The organism is Pseudoalteromonas sp. MIP2626, assembly GCF_013414205.1.
Classification (GTDB): Bacteria; Pseudomonadota; Gammaproteobacteria; order Enterobacterales; family Alteromonadaceae; genus Pseudoalteromonas; species Pseudoalteromonas nigrifaciens.
This window is the reverse complement of sequence record NZ_JAATTW010000002.1, coordinates 1-19,481: the sequence shown is the minus strand read 5'-3', so window position 1 is coordinate 19,481 and position 19,481 is coordinate 1. Positions and strand designations below refer to the sequence as shown.

Genomic DNA, 19,481 nt, shown 5'->3' with positions numbered 1-19,481 from the left:
TTATCTATCGTAATTTCTTTATTTAGTTGATGTAACTACGCATACTCGATAAGTAAATTTTAACAAGGTATCAGCATGAAATTAATAAACTTGGCGGTTATAGCCAGTGGTGTACTGCTTGCTTTAAGTGGTTGCACTAATATAAATAAAAGTAAGCATGAAAGTAACACCACCAGTAGCCACGCGCAATTGAGCATGGCTAATACTGCCAAAGCAGTGGTGTCAGAGCTTTCAGCGCAGCAACAGCTTGATGTACTGGTAGCGCAATATTACGATGAATCGCTTATGTTTAGCCCTCTCAGTGCCACTTACAATGGCCGTAATGAGTTTAATAACCAATTTACGCCTGTTATTTCATCGGCTAGCCGTGATAAAAAAGCCGCTTTTTATAAAAAATATCAACAGCGCTTAACACTTATAGATAAAGAGCAGCTAGTAGGACAAGCATTATTAAGCTTTGAAATATTAACCCAAGACTTAGCGCTTAAACTTGAAGGAATGCAATACCCAGATTATTTACTGCCAATTAATCAAATGGCAGGGGCACATAACACCTTTGCTGGTTTTGGCTCGGGACAAAGTGCACAACCTTTTAATACAGTTGAAGATTACAGCAACTTTTTAGCCCGAAGTGAGGGCTTTATTAATTGGCTTGTAAGTGTGCAAGAATCAATGGCGCAAGGCATAAAGCTTGGCGTAGTGTTACCAAGGCCACTGGCTAAAAAGCTGCAACCACAATTTGCAGCCCATGTGGTAACTGACGCTGAAGACTCACTATTTTGGGCGCCAATTAAAAACTTCCCAGAGTCGTTTACAGCACAGCAAAAGCAACAAATTACAGCACAATATAGAAAATTGATTATAGAGCGTTTAGTACCTGCATATAACAGCATGAGCGAGTTTTTTGCTAATCAATATATTCCTAATAGCCGAGAAAGTGTTGGTTATAGCGATTTACCTAACGGTAAAGCGTGGTACGAATACCAAATTAAAAAACACACTACGCTTAGTTTATCTGCCAACGAAATTCATGATATTGGTTTAAGTGAAGTAGCGCGTATTTTATCGCAAATGAAAAAAGTAAAAGAAACAGTTGGCTTTAAAGGTGACTTATCTGCATTTTTTGACCACTTACGTGATTCGGACGAATTTTATTACAACACGCCGCAAGAGTTAATAGCGGCATACGAAAACGTAAAACAAAAAATTGATGCGCGTTTGCCACTGCTTTTTAACATAGCACCAAAAGCGCCATACGTTGTAAAAGCAGTAGAAGCTTACAGAGCACAGTCGGCTGCGGGCGCATCTTATGCGTCTCCAGCACCAGATGGTTCTCGCCCAGGTGTTTTTTATATTAATACCTATAACTTAAAGGCGCAGGCTAAGTTTTTACTCGAAACACTATCGATTCACGAAGCAGCACCTGGGCATCACTTTCAAATAGCATTACAGCAAGAAATAGATGGCCTGCCAGATTTTCGTAAATTTGGTGGCTACACCGTATTTGCCGAAGGTTGGGCGTTGTACGCTGAAAGTTTAGGGAAAGAGCTTGGCTTATTTACCGACCCGTATATGTGGTATGGGCGTTTATCAGATGAGCAATTACGCGCTATGCGTTTAGTACTCGATACTGGTTTTCATGCAAAAGGCTGGACGCGTGAGCAAGGTATTGATTACATGCTAGCTAATTCGTCTATGGCTAAAAGTGATGTAATAGCCGAAGTTGAGCGTTACATAGCATGGCCAGGCCAAGCGCTGTCGTATAAATTAGGAGAGTTTAAAATTAGTGAGCTGCGCGACTACGCACATAAACAGCTAGGTAATAAGTTTGATATTAAAGCGTTTCACACGCAAATACTCATAGATGGCGCATTACCTATGCCAATTTTAGAACAGAAAATAAAGCGCTGGGTTAAATCAGTACAATAATGCTTAGGCAAAGCCCTTACCTGCAAGGTATTGGCTTTGCGCCATTTGCAGCAATACGGTAGAATGCGCGCTCTTTAGGGGCGCGAGTACATTATGTTTGATCAACAATTAGCAAATACACAATTTTGGCTTGAAAAAAGCCTAAGCGACATGAACCAAAATGAATGGGAAGCCATTTGTGACGGCTGCGGGAAATGCTGCTTAAATACCTTTATTGATAGCGAAGATGAAGATGAATTTACCGCCACCGATCAGCTACGCGAAGGTGAGCAGTTAATATTTACTAATATTGTGTGTCAGTATCTCGATAATAATACCTGTGGTTGTAGCGAATATGAAAATCGTCAAACGCTGGTACCATCTTGTGTAAAACTTACCAAAGAAAACCTCAAAGATATCTTTTTTATGCCACAAAGTTGCAGCTATCGCCGTTTGCACGAAGGGCGAGGGTTGGCCTCGTGGCATCCGCTGTTAAATAATGGCGACAAAACAAAAATGCATCAGCAGGGCATTTCGGTAAAAGACAAAACCGTAAAAGATTGCGACGTTAAGCTCGATGACTTTGACCTATATATAGCAGAGTGGCCAACCAAGGATAGTGATTAATGAGCAAACAACAGGCTGTTATTGGTTTATTAAATCCCAAAAGCCCAACTAATGTGGGCGGTGTATTACGTGCTGCAGGTTGCTACGACGCACAGCAGGTGTTTTTTACCGGAAACCGTTATTTAAATGCACAAAAGTTTCATACCGATACAAAAAATGTGGTTGAGCGAATTTCACTAACGGCCACCGATAATTTAGAAAAAGTAAAGCCACAAGGTGCCACGGTTGTGGTTATTGAGCTAATTGAAGGTGCAACGCCACTGCCTGAGTTTACCCACCCAGAAAACGCATTTTATGTGTTTGGCCCAGAGGATGGCTCAGTGTCTAAAGACGTTTTAAAGTGGGCCGACGAAGTCGTGTATATTCCTACTATTGGCTGCATGAACCTCGCCGCCACTTGTAACGTGGTGCTATACGACCGTTTAGCAAAACTAGGCGGCGTAGAGAGCAGCGATACTACAATTATCAATTCGCGCGATACCAATAATAAAATGAAATGGGAAAAAGCATAGCGCTTTAGTCGCTGTGCAGCGTATTTTAAAACGACATAAATCTCCCGCAGTTAAGCACCAATCAGTAATAAGCCTCGCAAGGGGCTTGTATTTTTAAGTACACAATTTAAACAACACACCTTAATCTTCCCGATCCTTCTAAGTTCATGAATAATCATAATTAAGCCTTTATTACTGTTTTAGCTCTTTTGTTGCTCGTAAGCTTTAATAACTAAGACATTTAGTTAAATATTTGCTAAAACTGTAGGTGCTAATAATAACAATTAAAAAAGGGCACTTATGCTTGGCTCGTTAAAATTTACCTCTAAGGTCACTATTGCTGCATCACTGGTATTAGTGTTGGTACTTGGTGTTTTTACAATTAATAACTATGTATCTATGCGTAATCAAACCGAGCAGCAACTTGCTCTTGTACTGCAACAAAGTTCAGAATCTGTTTCGCAAAACATTGCTAATTGGCTAAACGACAAACTGGCAATTGTTATTGCCATAGCAAAAACGCACCAATCTGGTGATAGCAAAGCGCTTACCCTTACACAGCTTAATACCGCTGAGTTGGCCGGAAACTTTAAAAATACCTATATTGGTAAATCCAATGGCGTGTTTATATTAAACGATCAAAGCGTAGTATTGCCCGCTGATTTTGATGCCACGTTTCGCCCTTGGTACAAGCTAGTAGAAAACAAAGAAAATACTGCCTTTACTACCCCTTATATAGATGTAACCAGCAATGAACTTACTATATCTGCGGTTGTGCCGATGCAGCAAAATGAGCAGTTTATTGGTGTAGCGGGCGCCGATATAGAAATGAGCATTATTACAAAAATTATTAACGATATAGATTTTTTAGGCTTAGGTTACGGCTTTTTAATTGACAGTAACGGCCAAGTGTTAAGCCACCCTAACAGAGCACTTAATTTAAAAAATACTACTGAGTTATTTGGTACCCACACTGCTTTGCAAAGCGAATTTACAGAGTATCAAGTGGCAGGGCAAAGTAAGCTTATATCGTATACAAAAATACGCGGTATAGAAAACGTTGACTGGTACTTAGGCGTGGTAATCGATAAAGATAAAGCCTTTGCTAGTGTATCGGCCTTTGGAAAAACGGCCGCTATATATATGCTTATTGGTATAGTTGTTATCATTATTATGATGCAACTATTATTGCGCTATTTAATGCGCCCAATGCAGCGATTAAACGACGCTATTAAAAACATTGCCCAAGGTGAAGGCGACCTAACGTGTAGATTAGAAGTTGAAAATGAAGACGAATTCGGCGAGTTAAGTCATTCTTTTAATTTATTCATTGAAAAAATACAGCACTCTATTGAGCAAGTAAAGCACACCACAGAGTCATTAGATGTGGCTATTTCGAGTTTAGTGGCGCAAACCGACTCAACATTATTAATGTACGAAGACCAAACTAAACGTACCGACAGTGTAGCTACCGCAATTAATCAGTTTTCTGCCACCGCAATGGAAATATCAAACAGTGCTGAGCGTGCCTCTAAGTTAGCTAAAAATGCCGATCAGCACTCAGCGCAAAACCAGCAAACACTCAGTAATAATGTGGCCAGTATTCATCAGTTATCAAAAAATATGGAACAGGCACAGCAAACTATTAATAGCTTAAACGTGCATACAGCCAGTATTGGCCAAGTGCTTGAGGTAATTAAAGGGGTAAGCGAGCAAACAAATTTACTGGCCCTTAACGCTGCAATAGAAGCTGCACGGGCTGGTGAAGCTGGGCGAGGTTTTGCTGTAGTTGCTGATGAAGTTCGTCAATTAGCGCACCGAACCCAGCAATCAACCCAAGAAATAGAAGACACCGTAAGCCAATTACAAAAAGGCTCTAATTTAGCGGTAGAACTAATGAAAACCAGTTTAAGCGACAGCGAAACAAGCGTGCAACAAGCCGATGCAGTAGGTGTTGTAATGCAGCAGATTATAGATGCAATACAAAAAATTAGCGATGCGAATCATGTTGTAGCTAGTGCAACCGATGAGCAAAATCAGGTTGTTAAGTCTCTCGATTCAGACATTCATAATATTAGTGAGCTTTCGATACAGGGCAAAGCTAATTTAAACCGTACCTTGGATGAATGCACCAAGCTTAAACAACAATTTAGCGATTTAGAGCGTATGGTTAAAAAATTTAAAGTTTAAATTTTAAAAACAAACGCTAACAACAGTTTAGCTATTAATCATTATAGTATGTGTAAATGCTGATGGCTTACATTAAGCACGAGCTGTTAATACGGAGGAGCAAATGGCTCAAAGTAAACTTGTTTATGTACACGACCCTATGTGCAGTTGGTGCTGGGGTTATGCGCCGAGCTGGCTTAAGTTAAAAGCCGCTCTTGAGAGTAAACTAGTAGTTGAATACAAAGTTGGAGGGCTTGCTCCTGACAGCCAAGATCCCATGCCACAAAACATGCAAGATATGCTACAAAACACCTGGCATAAAATAGCAGCGCAATTGGGCACTGAGTTTAATTTTGATTTTTGGCGCAACTGCCAACCAAGGCGCTCAACGTACCCGGCGTGTAGAGCGGCGCTTATTGCGCGTAAAGCGGGCAAAGAAAGTGCAATGGTTGCAGCCATTCAGCAAGCTTACTATTTAAATGCTCAAAACCCCTCAGATGAAAGCACATTAATTAGCTTAGCCGAGCAAATAGGTTTAAATAAAGCGCAGTTTGCAAATAGGCTTCAATCAAAAGAGCTTAATGATGAGTTAATTGCAGAGCTTAATTATGTACATAGTTTGCCCATTCAGGGTTTTCCATCTTTAGTGCTTATAAATGACAATAAAGTGCACCCAATAGCAATAAACTACACCGACTGGCAAAAAACATTAAATCAAATTAATGCTATTTTAAGCTAAATAGCCTGAACTCAGGTTAAGTATTGCTAAATTATGCGTGTTTGGTTGCCAAACACTCACTCCTCTTATAACACTTCTTACACAGCACTCCTTACACAACCCCTTACACAGCCCCCTTAGACAGGCTATTTATTAACGCTGTCATAAAAGCGACTTCTTTGCGCAACATGCTTGTCATTTTTCATCTATACACTTTCGCTCATTGAAAATATTTAGTTTTTAATTGTTTGTATCAAACGTTTAAAGCTAACAAAAACAAACTAGCAAATCTGCTAACTAACGAGTAAAGGTGTATGCGATGAAAGGCGTTAAACCATTAATTATAGCTGGTATTGTGGCCGCAAGTGCCGCTGTACACGCAAACGATTTAAATAAGGTTATTGATAAAAGCAGTGAAATTACTAAATCGGCTGCGCAATCACAAACAAAAATAGACAAGATTGCAGATTCAATGCAAGGGCGTCTGCAACAGTTTAAAACCCTTAATAAAGAAATTGATGGTTTAGCTGTGTATAACGCTCAGCTTACAAAACAGTTAAATAACCAAATTGCAGAAATGCAATCGATGAATCTCTCTATGGATCAGGTTTCAATTATTGAGCGTCAAATTACGCCACTAATGATGCGTATGATCACCGGTCTTGAACAGTTTGTATTACTCGATGTGCCATTTTTAAAAGACGAACGTGAAAAGCGTTTAACCTCTTTAAAAGCCATGATGGAACGTGCCGATATTACCTCTAGCGAAAAGTTCCGCCGCGTACTCGAAGCCTACCAAGTAGAAGTTGATTATGGCCGCACTATTGAAGCTTACAGCGCACTGCTTGAGGTAAATGGTAAAGAGCGCGAAGTTGATTTTTTACGCATTGGTCGCTTAGAGCTCATTTACTTAACCCGCGATAGTAAATTAGCTGGTAGCTGGGATACACAAACAAAAACGTTTGCAGCACTTCCAGACTCAACCATTAGCCAAATTAATAAAGGTTTACGCATTGCGCGTAAGCAACTTGCCCCAGATATGTTAACTCTGCCAGTTCACGCAGCACGATAAGAGGTCGAAAATGAAATTGTTTACTCAAATGACAAAAATGGCCGTACTTGCTGCAAGTATAAGTTTTACATGCGCAAATGTAGCAGCTGAGCCAATGGATTTAGATTCATTACTTAAAAACCTTGAACAAGGTAAATCTGCGCAAAGTGTGCAAAATACTCAGCGTGAACAACAATTTACTGCGCGTCAAAACGAGCAAGTACAAATGCTAAAAGACACGCAAGCAAAGCGTAGTCAAATGCTTAGTGAATCAGAGCGGTTAGAAACACAGTTTGAAGAAAACGAAATTAAACTGGCTAATTTAACCGATACCCTATCAAAGCGTATGGGATCACTTAAAGAATTGTTTGGTGTGTTGCAACAAGTGGCAGGCGATTCAAGCAATAAGTTTGCTACCTCTGTGGTATCGGCAGAAATACCTGGTCGAAGTGTTTTTATGGACGATCTGGCACAAAAAATGGGATCTACTTCACAACTTGCTTCAATCGAAGATATTGAAAAAGTGTGGTACGAGCTACAACGTGAAATGACCGAGCAAGGCAAAGTGAGCCGCTTTAATACTCAGGTTATTATTGAAGGTGGTAACAAAGCAGAGCAAGAAGTTGTGCGTGTTGGTGCTTTTAACCTTATTTCCAACGGTAAATATTTAGAGTACAGCCCAAGTACAAATACGCTAAGTGAGCTTACTCGCCAGCCCGTATCGCGCTATACATCAACCGCAGGCGATTTACAGCAGGCTAAAAACGGTATAGTACAGTTTGCACTAGACCCAACCGGTGGCTCAATTTTAGGTTTACTAGTACAAGCCCCAGATACCGCTGAGCAAGTTCACCAAGGCGGCGCTGTAGGTTACGTTATTTTAGGTGTGGGTTTATTAGCCCTGTTAATTGCAATTGAGCGTTTTGTATCTTTATTGCTAGTGGGTGGCAAAATTCGCCGTCAACTTAAAGACACAGTTGCTCGCGACGATAATCCACTAGGCCGTGTTATGAAAGTAAAAGACGACTACCCAAATGTAGCCTACGACACCCTAGAGCTTAAATTAAGCGAAGCTATACTGCGCGAAATGCCAAAAATAACCCGTAACTTAACCCTGATTAAAATTATTTCAGTAGTGGCTCCGCTGCTTGGTTTACTTGGTACAGTTACCGGGATGATCAATACCTTCCAAGCCATTACCTTGTTTGGCACCGGGGATCCTAAGCTCATGGCAGGCGGTATTTCTCAAGCACTTGTAACAACAGTACTTGGCTTAGTTGTGGCAATACCCACAGTATTTATTTACACCATACTCAACACCCGAGCAAAAAGCTTACTGCTTATTTTACAAGAGCAAAGCGCGGGCATTATTGCAAAACGAAGTGAAAAAGGAGCATAAACCATGGTGCTATTGATTGATTCAATCAATGCTATCCGTGATTTTCTCGACACTGGTGGCCAAGTTCTCTTGGTCATTGGGGTGTTAATCTTCGCGATGTGGTTATTGATACTCGAGCGATTCATTTACTTTTTTAATGGTTTTCGTGGTTACAAAAAAGCCATCAAAAACAGTTGGCTTAAGCGCAACGAGCGTAATAGCTGGAATGCAGAACAAATTCGCCAAGCGATGATCTCACGCGCCAGTATGCGTCTTAACGCTAACTTAGCACTTATTAATGTGATGGTTGCATTGTGTCCGCTACTTGGCTTACTTGGCACAGTAACAGGAATGATTGAAGTGTTTGATGTTATGGCAATTACAGGTACAGGCAGTGCGCGCTCTATGGCGTCGGGCGTATCTAAAGCAACTATTCCAACTATGGCAGGCATGGTCGGTGCGTTATCTGGGGTATTTGCCTCAACGTACTTACAACGCCGGGCTAAACGTGAAGTAGCGCTACTTGAAGACAGCATGGTTTTAGACCATTAAGCAATTATTAATAAGTGGCTCTACCTATAGCCACTTATTTCAGGAGAATAAAAAATGAGAGCCCCATTAGGAAACCTATTTCAAGAAGATGAAGCAGAAGAAATAAACATGACCCCCATGCTAGATGTGGTATTTATCATGCTTATTTTCTTTATTGTGACCGCCTCATTCGTAAAAGAGTCGGGTATTGATGTTAACCGCCCCGAAGCCGCCACTGCGGTTAAAAAAGAACGCGCTAATATTTTGGTCGCTATTTCAGACACAGGTGAAATTTGGATTAATAAACGCCAAATAGATGTGCGTGCGGTGCAGGCAAATATTGAGCGTTTAAAAGCCGAAAACCCACAAGGGAGCGTGGTTATTCAAGCAGATAAAAAGTCGACCACGGATACTTTAATTAAAGTAATGGATGCAGCGCGCGCCGCGGGTGTGTTTGATGTGTCGATTGCGGCCCAAGAAGCCTAAGGGTTAGCCATGCGTTATTTAATAGCATTTGTAATAGCCATTTTAGTAACCTTTATGCTGTTTTTAGGCATGCAGGCACTTATTACTGGTGGTGAGGGCGCAATGAGCGAACCTGCAAAGGGGAACGTGCTTGACTTTGTACGGCTTAAAAAAGAAGAAAGCTTACAAACAAAACAGCGCAAACCACAAAAACCACCCACACCCAAAGAGCCGCCACCACCAATGGAGTCACCAAAAATGCAAAACAGCGATGCCAATGCAAAAGCTAATAATTTTGACTTTGCGGCCAATGTTGATGCCGAGGTGAATTTAGCCGGTGGTTTAGCCCTTGAATCAAGTGATGGTGAATACCTGCCCATTGTAAAAGTGGCGCCAGTGTACCCAAGGCGCGCACTGTCTCGTGGGATTGAAGGCTACGTTATTGTTGAGTTTACAGTAACCAAACAAGGCACTGTTCGCGACCCTCAGGTATTAAAGGCAGAGCCTGAATCGCTATTTGACCGAGCGGCGATGGATGCAGCCCTTAAATTTAAATATAAGCCCCGCGTAGTCAATGGTGAAGCCGTTGAAGTTGCGGGAGTGCAGAACAAAATATCTTTCCAGATAAGCGGTTAATTTTTGGATTAATTAATTCAACCTATTAATGGATAGAAAAGCGAGGCGATGATGAAATTACAACCAATAGCAGTTATTTTTAAATTAACACTTTTTTGCACCGTAACAATAAGCGCAAGTATTGTAACCCCCAGTGCACTTAGTTTATTACCAGGTGTGAGTGCTTTTACAGCGCAAGCCGCAGAGCAAAAAACCAAACGAGTACCGGCCCTGCGTGAAAAAGTATATAGCCAGTTAGCGCGAGCCCAAAAGCTTGCCGACGATGGCGATGTTAAAGCAGGCCTTGAAGCGCTTGATTCTATACAAGATCGCGCATCAAGCATGAACTCCTACGAAATTGCAATGATGCATAACTTTTATGGCTTTATTTATTACAACGAAAACGACTTACCCAAAGCAATAGCCGCGTTTGAAAAAGTAGTCGCAGAGGAAGGTATTCCAGAAACATTACGTTTAAGCACTACGTTTAGTTTGGCTCAATTGGCAATGGCTAACAGTGACTACAACAAAGTAATTACGTTTTTAGACCAATGGGATGCTATTAATACAAAAGATAAGCCAGAGAGCTACTATGTGTTAAGAGCGCAAACCTATTATCAGCTAAAAGACTACCAGCAAGGCCTTAACTACATAACGCAAGCTATTACACTAAGTGACAGCGAAGGCAAAGTACCAAAAGAGAACTGGCTAGTATTACAGCGTGCTATGTACTACTCACTTAATCAAACTGATAAAGTAGTAAAGGTACTAGAGCGCATGGTTAAGCTGTATAACAAACCAGAATACTGGGTGCAGTTAGCAGGTATGTATGGCGAAACAGGTCAAGAAAAACAACAACTAGCAATTATTGAAGCGGCATATCAGCAAGGCTTTTTAACCTCCAAGTCAGATTTACGCCAATTAGCCCAAGTGTATTTATACAATGGCTTGGCTTATAAAGCAGCCATAGTGATGAGTAAAGCAATTGAGGCAGGAATAGCAGAGCAAACCGCTAAAAACTATGCCTTTGTAGCTGAAGCCATGATCCAAGCTAAAGAAGATGCGCAATCGATTAAATACTTTGTAAAAGCGGCGCAGTTATCAAGCAGTGGTAACTACGATCAGCGCTTAGCACAAGTGTATGTAAATACAGAGCAATATGAAGAAGCTGCCGACTCTGCGCGTAAAGCACTTGATAAAGGCAACCTTGATTTTGAATCAAACGCATTTGTAGCTTTGGGCATGGCACAGTTCAATTTACAAAACTTTGATGCCTCTATTTTAGCGTTTGAACAAGCGCAAATACATAAAAAGTCGCAGCGCTTAGCCAAGCAATGGATTAAATATGTAAAGCGCGAAAAAATACATGCTGAAACCCTAAAAACAGCGCTACTTTAATGTTTTACTTTTGCGCTAGGTGCTAAATTAATAGCGCATAAAAACAGTTTATAATCGCAACGCCAAACCGCACTAATATTAATTTAGTGCGGTTTTTTTACTTCTGTAAAGTTAACCATATGAATATATTTAATTTATTATTGTCACATAGTGTTTATTAAAATGTAACGGCACTGTCATATCTCTCCCGTATTGTACTCCTATTCGATAACTCAAGTGACCTTAATGCATGAGTGTCGTGCCTTAAAGTGACTTAAGTTATTACTTAATGCGCTAACAAAATAATTAAATACTTTAACGGAGTGAACAATGAAATTATCTGGCTTATTTAAGGTTAGTCTAGTGGCTACTGCAATGACTTTAGCAGGCTGTGGCGGCGATATTGAAATTACACCCACGGTGAACGATAACAGCACCAGTACTGATAACAGTGTTAATAATTCAAATAATAATAGCGGTGGCACTAACGATGATATTAGTTGTACCGAGTATCAAACTGATGCGGGCACGGTTGCTGGTATTTTTGATGGTAAGGACTGTTTATATAATGACTCGTTTGCCAGTAAAAACATTCAAATTACAGCTAACTTAACCTTTGAAGAATTACCAGATGGCGGTGTTCACTTATTCGAAGACGCATTATTAATTGGTACAGATGGCGACACGACTACTGATTTTAGCATTCCAACAAACGGCCCTACGTTAACGGTTAAGCCTGGGGCAACCCTTGCATTTAAATCGGGTGAGGCTATTGTGCGCATTGCCCGTGGTGCAAAAATTCAAGCTGTTGGCACTGCCGATAAACCGATTGTATTTACCTCTGCTAAGGCGTTTCCTCGTTTTGATGCCGAAGGTAAAGGCCCACTCTATGCAGATTGGGGCGGCATAATTATTAATGGTAATGGCATTACTGACCAATGTACTGACGCAGAGCGCGACGCGGCAACGTGTAATGTGCCCTCAGAAGGGATCACCAGTTACTTTGGTGGTAATGATAATAGCGACTCTAGCGGTAATATTAAATGGACCAAAATTTGGTATGCCGGATCAGGTCCTAAAGTAGGCGGAGAAGGGGATGATTTAAACTCGTTAACCCTCAATGCGGTAGGCTCGGGTTCAGAGTTTGACTACATTCATATTCACCAAGGTTTTGATGATGGTATTGAAATATTTGGTGGCGCAACCACCATTAAGCATGTTGTTGTAACCGACACTCAAGATGATTCGTTTGACTTTGATGCAGGTTGGCAGGGCAAAGCGCAGTTTTTGTTTGTTAAACACGGCACCGTAATTACCCGCGAAGGCACCACAGTATATATGGGTAATAACGGCTTTGAGTCAGACGGCGTAAAAGGTACATCAAGTGCGCAAGTGGCACCATCAAACCCAACCATTGCTAATGTCACTATTATCACCACCGATGGCCTATCGGTTCGCGATACTGACCCTTCAAATGCGTTTAAATTTGATGACTCATTTAATGCTAATTTTTATAACGTATTAATGACCAAAGACATAGCTTTGCAATCTAGCTGTATTAGCTTTTCAAGCGATGGCGAAAAACAAGCCGATAAAATTATTTTTAATAGCTCAGTAATGACCTGCGCCTCTGAATTTGACGATGCCGATGGCACCTTTAATAGTGGTAAAGAGCCTGCAGCATTAACGGCCACTACACTTACTGCCTGGTTTGATAATAACGGCAGTAATCAACGTATAGGCGAAGGGGCCGATGTATTTGCTAGCAATGGCTTTGCTACAAATACTGCCTCAACCGATATTACTGTTACCGCTAACGACTTAAGTGGCTTAGATTCGAGCTTTTTTGAAGCCGCTCCTTACATTGGTGCAGTGTCTGATCAAGACACCACATCACCTTGGTACAAGTGGGTAGAAACAGCACTCGCTGCATCAGCTCAAGACTAATACCTCAGTAACGCACATTAAATAGTTAGGGCGCCATTTGCAAAGTGCATTTTAGGCGCCCCTTTTTTAACTGATTAGGGATCTGTAAAGATGTTGAATCAAGCTAGATTGAATAAATTGTCATTGGCAATTAGTCTCTCGCTTTTAGCAAGCTCGCTTAATTTGAGCGCTGCACAAAGTGAGCAAAGCGAAATAGAAGAGGTTGTTGCTGTTGGCACTCGGCTACAAGGCAGCGCCGCTGCTGTAGTCGAGGAGCGTAAAAACCAAGCCTTTGTTGCCGATATTTTAGGTGCTGAACAACTTGCGCGAACCGGCGATAGCGATGCGGCTTCGGCGCTGCGCCGTGTAACGGGTTTAACCTTAGTCGATGGTAAGTTTATTTACGTACGTGGCTTAGGTGAGCGCTATTCTAGCGCGCGTTTAAACGGTGCTTATATTCCCAGCCCAGATTTAACGCGCAACGTAGTGCCGTTGGATATTTTTCCTGCCAGTATTATTCAAAGTATGGCGGTACAAAAAGCCTACTCACCAGATATGCCAGCGGCGTTTGGCGGCGGTAATATCGATATTCGTACTAAATCAATTCCTGCAGAATTTACTGCCGGATTTGCGGTTGGTTTATCTAAAGATACATCGGCTAGCAGCGGTTTTACCTATAAAGGCAACGATGGCGATATACCCCAAATTTTAAATAACGCCATAGTGCAATACAAAGGCAATTTTGATGTGGGGAACATTATTGCTAAAGATAACTTGGTTGATAACAGTGAGGCGTCACGCTCAGACCAAGCAATTGCCATTAACAATCAATTGTTAAAATCGCTACCACGCAATTTTGCTTTAAAAGATGAATCGCTAGACCCAAATTGGGATATTAAAGGCCATTTAGGCAATAGTTTTGATGAGTCCTTTTTAGGCGGCACTTTTGGCTTTTTACTCTCAGGTGAATACGATAAAAGCTGGGACTCGGCAAAAAGAAGAACCGCTGTTATAGCCCAAGATATTGGTGATGATTGTGCAACCACCCTTAATTCAGCGCAAGATGTAAGTACATCGTGTTTTAACACAGTTAAAGACTCAGTAACCACCACAGAAAACGAGCGCTATAACGCCACGCTAAATTTAGGTTATAGATTAAATACCCATAGTATTTCATTTATGAGCTTATATTTACGCGACAACGAGGATGAAACCGAGGTAGCCACGTCGCAAAGCCCCGCAGGCAGTTCGGTATTTACCATAGTAAATGATAACCGAGCTAATCGTACTCATGAGTTTAATTTAGAGCAGCGCACGCTTACGGTAAATCAGTTATTAGGCCAGCATACCTTTTTAGATTACTGGGGTATTGGCGCCGACTGGCAATATACTCGCTCTAAAGCCAGTACCGACATTCCAACTAATGTAGAGTTTAAATTTAGAGATAACTACGATAACAGCGGTAACTATAGCAACTCGCAAATTACCGGCGATGATAACCGGGCGCTGTTCTCGTATATAAATATGCAAGACAGAGTAAATTCATACGGCGGTAATTTAACGCTTCCCTTAAGCTTTAATGCTGTTGAGGTAGAGTTAAAAACCGGCTTTGATATTGCCGACCGAGCGCGTATTTATAACACCTCTAGTTTTGCTGTAAATAACGGCACAGGCTTGGCGTTAACTGTGGCAGATAATCCGCTTGATGCGGGCAATTATTTAACCGATGAATTTATTGACGGCGAACGTATTTTACTCGACTTTAATGAACCCTCAGCCCCCGATGCCGATGACTATATAGCTGGGCAAAAAATATCAGCTGCGTATGGCTCGTTTGATGTTATTTATGATGACTTACTGCGTTTAAGTGGTGGGGTGCGTTATGAAGAATTTAAACAAACCTCTATCGGCACCTCAAGCTTAATTTTTACTGCGGATGACTTAAATATTTACTATTCCCCAGAAAAAATAGCCGCAGGCAGTATTAATGAAGATGACTTTTTTTCGGCGTTATCGCTTACTTATTTAGGCGGCGAAAATTACCAAGTACGTTTAGGGTATGGCGAAACAGTAGTGCGCCCCGACTTACGTGAAGTAGTGCCAGTGTCGTATTTTGATCCGCTAACCGATATTCGTACTTTTGGCCGCGTGGGTTTGCAAAGTAGCCCAATTAAAAATTACGATTTACGCTATGAATATTATGGCAACACCGGAGATTCATTCTCTGTAGCAGCCTTTTATAAAGACATAGATAAACCGATTGAAACTGTATTACGCATTGGCGATGAAGATTACTCAGCCTCATTTGTAAATGGTAAAACTGCGCAGGTATACGGTATAGAAACCGAATGGCTAAAAGATCTTACTTATTTAACCGAAGGGCTATTTACCAGCGGTAACATTACTTTAAGTGACTCAGAGGCAGATATTGATCCTGCACTTGCGAGTAACTTAACTAACCCGACTAAACGCATGACAGGGCATTCTAAATACGTGGTTAACCTACAGCTCAACTACGACTCTGTTGATGGCCAGCATAGTAGCTCGTTGGTGTATAACGTATTTGGCGAGCGTATATTGGCCGCCGGTATAGCCGGGCGTGATGATGCCTACGAGCAGCCTTTTCACTCACTCGATTTAATTTACACTTGGTATCCCGACTTTAACTCCAACGTTAAGTTTAAAGTGACAAACTTACTTGATGAAGAGCAGCAAGTTACGCAGTCAGATATTGTAGTACGCTCTAAAGAAGTGGGAATGACCTTTGATGTGAGTTACAGCTACGAGTTTTAAATGTTTATTTTAGCTAATAAAACCTGATGAATTATGCATTAGCCCTGTACTTTGTACGGGGTTTTTTATTTAGAGCCTAATGGTCATATTCTGAAGGAGTCACATAACTTCTAAATTACGTAGAACACTATTTTAAATTTTCTACAGGCTAAATACCGCATATAAGTTTCAATCTGTAGGTCTTTCTTTATACCAACGTTTATCGTATTGATAAGGTTCGAAGCTTTCTAGCTCTCGTTCCAAGCGAAACGAAGTCGACAGCTAGCTATATTTACCGTACATTCTCTAATTAATAGGAAAGGTACAAAATTGAACTGAAACACCTGCTTTAGGTTAACTTAAGCTTAGAGTAAATTATCTTTAAGTTATTCATCAAATGGATATTGTTTTTAATATCAGGGTATTCAATTCTTAGTCGAATGTTCGTATATTAACGCATGGCACAAAAGGATTTTTATGACACAAATAGAGAAAGTTGTTACATGGGTAAATAGCGCTAATAAGCCCCTATGGTGGAGACAGGTAGTCCGTATGGTCATGGGGCAGGGAGGTCTTCAACAGCAAGATTTACAGCTTATTTACCAAGTTGCCAAAATGGAGTTTGGCCTACTTCCACGAACACCTGAATTTCCTAATTACGTTAAACATGTTTCGGTTGCAGGATTTGAAGCTGAAGCTGCACCAGTGACGTTAGCAAGCTTAGGCAATGTAAAAAATGTCTCATCGTTAATTGAAGATGTGACACTAAACTTTCCAATTGAGGGCTTAACAGCTGTATATGGGGATAATGGTGCTGGTAAATCAAGTTATGCAAAGATACTCAAAAGTGCATGTTTAACTCGAGGTGATATTCCTGTTATTTCTACAAATGCTTTCAATCCTTCAGATGTTCCATCACAAGCTACTTTAGGTGTGTCAGTTGACGGTGCCGCAGTAGTTGAAAATATCTGGTCTATAGAGGGGGAACCAAGTCCTGAGTTAAAGTCTATAAGGATTTTTGATTCTAATTCAGCAACAAACTACATTTCAAAAACAGATAGTGTTGAGTACAAACCAGCAGAAGTAAAATTATTGGATGAGCTGTGTCGTGCTTGTCGATTTGTGAAAGATGAATTGGCACGTGAATTGATTCCATTTAGTAGACCATACGTAATACCTGATTTAAATCCATTATCTAATGTGAGTGCTTTCTGTAATTCGTTAATTACAGCCACCCAAACTACATTAGATGCTCAATGTGGTTGTGTAAATGAGTTGATAGAAATATCTCAATTAAAGAAAGATCTGGAAGAGCTAAACGGGAAAACACCTGCTCAATTAAAAGCTTTTTATGCAACCAAATTAAAACATCGTGAACCGTTACTTAATTTTCTTAACAACCTATATGAAAAACTAAATGATGTTAATGTAACCAAAATTGGTGTTTTATATGATGATAAATTAACTAAATTAAAAGTTGCTGAGAATGTAAGGCAGAATACTTTAAATGGTTTACCAATTAAAGGTATCGGGAATGATGCCTGGAAAGAAATGTGGAACCATGCGCAGAACTTCATAATGGGTAATGGTGATGATAAAACTTTCCCACCAGTTAAAAATGAACACTGTCCTACTTGCTTACAACCGGTAGGAAGTCAAGCTGCTGAAAGGATGGCTAGGTTCAATGATTATATTACTAATCACTCTCAGGTAGATGCTGATAAGGCAACTGCGGCTCTAATCTTACAGGTGAATCTCATAACTCAATTGGGTTTTGACCTTAAACCGTATGAAGGTATTTTTGAGGAAATACGGCAATCTGCACCTGATGCCATAGAGCAATTCAACATCTGTATACAGCAGTTGTTTGATAGGAAGAACAGCCTAACTTCTGCTAACCCAACATTTACTCATCCAGCACTCGATATGAGATTTTTACAACGACTATCTAAGCAAGTCGAAACGTTAAAAGTAAGAAGGGATGGTGTTGCTGATGACGGTACGTTAGCTCAGATGATTAAGCTTAGTCAGGTCCGATTGATGGAGCTTGAAGATCGACAGAGGTTATCTGCGCATAAAGATAACATCCTTATTGAAATAAACCGTATTAAGATATTTGGCTGTTTTAACTCAGCTCTAGCTACAACCAACCTTTCACTTATTACGCGGTTTATATCCGAGTTGGCTAAAACTGGTAGTTTGGGGGTAATTAATGCTTCATTTGCCAAAGAGTTAGCAGCGTTGAACTTTAAAAGCTTTGATGTAGAAACTAAAACTCAAGGTTCTGCTGGTCAACAGAAATTGACTCTACAGATTTCAAGGAATGCGTCAAAGATAGGACATATCGCCAGTGAGGGCGAGCAAAAGTGTATAGCTCTAGCAGGTTTTATGGCTGAGTTAACGATTGATAATCGAAAGTCTGCCATTATTTTTGATGATCCAGTCAATTCCTTAGATCATAAGTGGAGGCGCAAGTTTGCTAAACGTATTGCAGATGAAGCACTACATAGGCAGGTGATCGTACTTACGCACGACTTGCCATTCTTGATGATGTTAAGTGAGGAATCCTCAAACCCGATTAATATCCAGTCTATCACTCGTAGAGGGAAGCTCTCTGGATTCCCGCAAGGAAGTCCACCTTGGGATGCTTTAAAAACTGTAGATAGGATAGGCCAGTTGAAACAGTTAGAAGTAGAGCTTCGTCGGTACACTAAACGTGATGACTTTATTGAAGATATGTATAGTCGAGATGCTAAACATATTTATGGCAAAATGCGTGAAACATGGGAGAGGTTAGTTGAAGAATGGCTAATTAGAAATGTTGTGCAGCGGTTTAGTCGTGTTGTTCAAACGCTAAATATACGATATATAGTTGATAGTACACCAGAGGATGTAGCTACTATTAGTGCTGGTATGGGGAAATGTAGTACTTACTTTGAAGGTCACGATACCGCTACTGGTTTGGGTGTTACGGAAATGCCAGATATTGATGAATTGTTGGCTGACATAACAGCACTTGATGTGTATTTTAAGGCATTAAAAAAACGCAGGTCATGAAGCCAAAAGGAATCAGATTTCGACTTCATACATCGCAATCATTAACTGGATGCTTATTGCTCTTAACTGTATGTTTGGTTAGATTGGAATCTCACTTCTACACTATCAAAATTGGTATGAACCACGACACCTAAAGTAGGCAATAGTTCTTTGCCCTGTATTTAATACAGGGCTTTTTGGGTTTTATATTTGTAAGCGTCTAGCGAACCACACCTAGCATCGATGTTCTGATTATCTAAAAATACCTGCTCAATGATAAATTCGGAGCAGGTGATGAAAACTTACAGAACAAGCGCACAGTGGCAGCAGCTTTTGCTGAAACGCAGTACGTTTAGTGGTACTAATATTGAATTCTGCCAACACCATAATGTCGCTATTACGACTTATTATAAACAA

The 19,481-nt window shown here is 40.6% G+C and carries 14 protein-coding genes; all 14 read left to right on the top strand.

Going from position 1 to position 19,481, the window contains the following annotated elements; all coding sequences use genetic code 11:
• The first annotated feature begins 75 nt into the window (after nucleotides 1-75).
• The 14 genes from HC000_RS01885 (at nucleotide 76) to HC000_RS01820 (ending at nucleotide 19,085) form a co-directional block, all read left to right on the top strand.
• Nucleotides 76-1,929, top strand: coding sequence for a DUF885 domain-containing protein (locus HC000_RS01885; protein WP_179806788.1), 1,854 nt, complete (start codon nucleotides 76-78; stop codon nucleotides 1,927-1,929).
• 93 nt (nucleotides 1,930-2,022) lie between these two features.
• The gene (locus HC000_RS01880) at nucleotides 2,023-2,535 is read left to right on the top strand and encodes a YcgN family cysteine cluster protein (protein ID WP_011330139.1); all 513 of its coding nucleotides are present in this window, start codon (nucleotides 2,023-2,025) and stop codon (nucleotides 2,533-2,535) included.
• Nucleotides 2,535-3,047, top strand: a complete 513-nt coding sequence (locus tag HC000_RS01875) for an RNA methyltransferase (protein WP_011330140.1) — start codon at nucleotides 2,535-2,537, stop codon at nucleotides 3,045-3,047. Before HC000_RS01880 ends, HC000_RS01875 begins: the two co-directional genes overlap by 1 nt.
• A gap of 279 nt (nucleotides 3,048-3,326) precedes the next feature.
• Nucleotides 3,327-5,216 (top strand): methyl-accepting chemotaxis protein, encoded by a 1,890-nt coding sequence (locus HC000_RS01870; RefSeq protein WP_179806787.1) that lies wholly within the window; start codon nucleotides 3,327-3,329, stop codon nucleotides 5,214-5,216.
• 103 nt (nucleotides 5,217-5,319) lie between these two features.
• Nucleotides 5,320-5,934 (top strand): DsbA family protein, encoded by a 615-nt coding sequence (locus tag HC000_RS01865; protein ID WP_179806786.1) that lies wholly within the window; start codon nucleotides 5,320-5,322, stop codon nucleotides 5,932-5,934.
• Between the two features lie 298 nt (nucleotides 5,935-6,232).
• Nucleotides 6,233-6,985, top strand: a complete 753-nt coding sequence (locus HC000_RS01860) for a DUF3450 domain-containing protein (protein ID WP_011330144.1) — start codon at nucleotides 6,233-6,235, stop codon at nucleotides 6,983-6,985.
• Between the two features lie 10 nt (nucleotides 6,986-6,995).
• Nucleotides 6,996-8,363, top strand: a complete 1,368-nt coding sequence (locus tag HC000_RS01855) for a MotA/TolQ/ExbB proton channel family protein (RefSeq protein ID WP_179806785.1) — start codon at nucleotides 6,996-6,998, stop codon at nucleotides 8,361-8,363.
• A 3-nt stretch (nucleotides 8,364-8,366) separates the two neighbouring features.
• Entirely contained in the window at nucleotides 8,367-8,894 is a 528-nt protein-coding gene (locus tag HC000_RS01850) for a MotA/TolQ/ExbB proton channel family protein (RefSeq protein ID WP_011330146.1), read from the top strand.
• A 54-nt stretch (nucleotides 8,895-8,948) separates the two neighbouring features.
• Nucleotides 8,949-9,359, top strand: a complete 411-nt coding sequence (locus HC000_RS01845) for a biopolymer transporter ExbD (RefSeq protein ID WP_011330147.1) — start codon at nucleotides 8,949-8,951, stop codon at nucleotides 9,357-9,359.
• Nucleotides 9,360-9,368: 9 nt separating this feature from the next.
• On the top strand, nucleotides 9,369-9,974 hold the full coding sequence (locus HC000_RS01840) for an energy transducer TonB (protein ID WP_011330148.1): 606 nt from the start codon (nucleotides 9,369-9,371) through the stop codon (nucleotides 9,972-9,974).
• Nucleotides 9,975-10,025: 51 nt separating this feature from the next.
• The gene (locus HC000_RS01835; protein WP_179806916.1) at nucleotides 10,026-11,351 is read left to right on the top strand and encodes a CDC27 family protein; all 1,326 of its coding nucleotides are present in this window, start codon (nucleotides 10,026-10,028) and stop codon (nucleotides 11,349-11,351) included.
• 309 nt (nucleotides 11,352-11,660) lie between these two features.
• A complete protein-coding gene (locus HC000_RS01830; protein WP_179806784.1) occupies nucleotides 11,661-13,277 on the top strand; it encodes a hypothetical protein in 1,617 nt (538 codons plus the stop codon).
• Nucleotides 13,278-13,367: 90 nt separating this feature from the next.
• Nucleotides 13,368-16,049 (top strand): TonB-dependent receptor plug domain-containing protein, encoded by a 2,682-nt coding sequence (locus tag HC000_RS01825; RefSeq protein ID WP_179806783.1) that lies wholly within the window; start codon nucleotides 13,368-13,370, stop codon nucleotides 16,047-16,049.
• A gap of 456 nt (nucleotides 16,050-16,505) precedes the next feature.
• Nucleotides 16,506-19,085 carry an AAA family ATPase gene (locus tag HC000_RS01820; RefSeq protein ID WP_179806782.1) on the top strand — a complete coding sequence of 860 codons (2,580 nt, stop codon included), beginning with the start codon at nucleotides 16,506-16,508 and terminating at the stop codon, nucleotides 19,083-19,085.
• Nucleotides 19,086-19,481 lie beyond the last annotated feature (396 nt).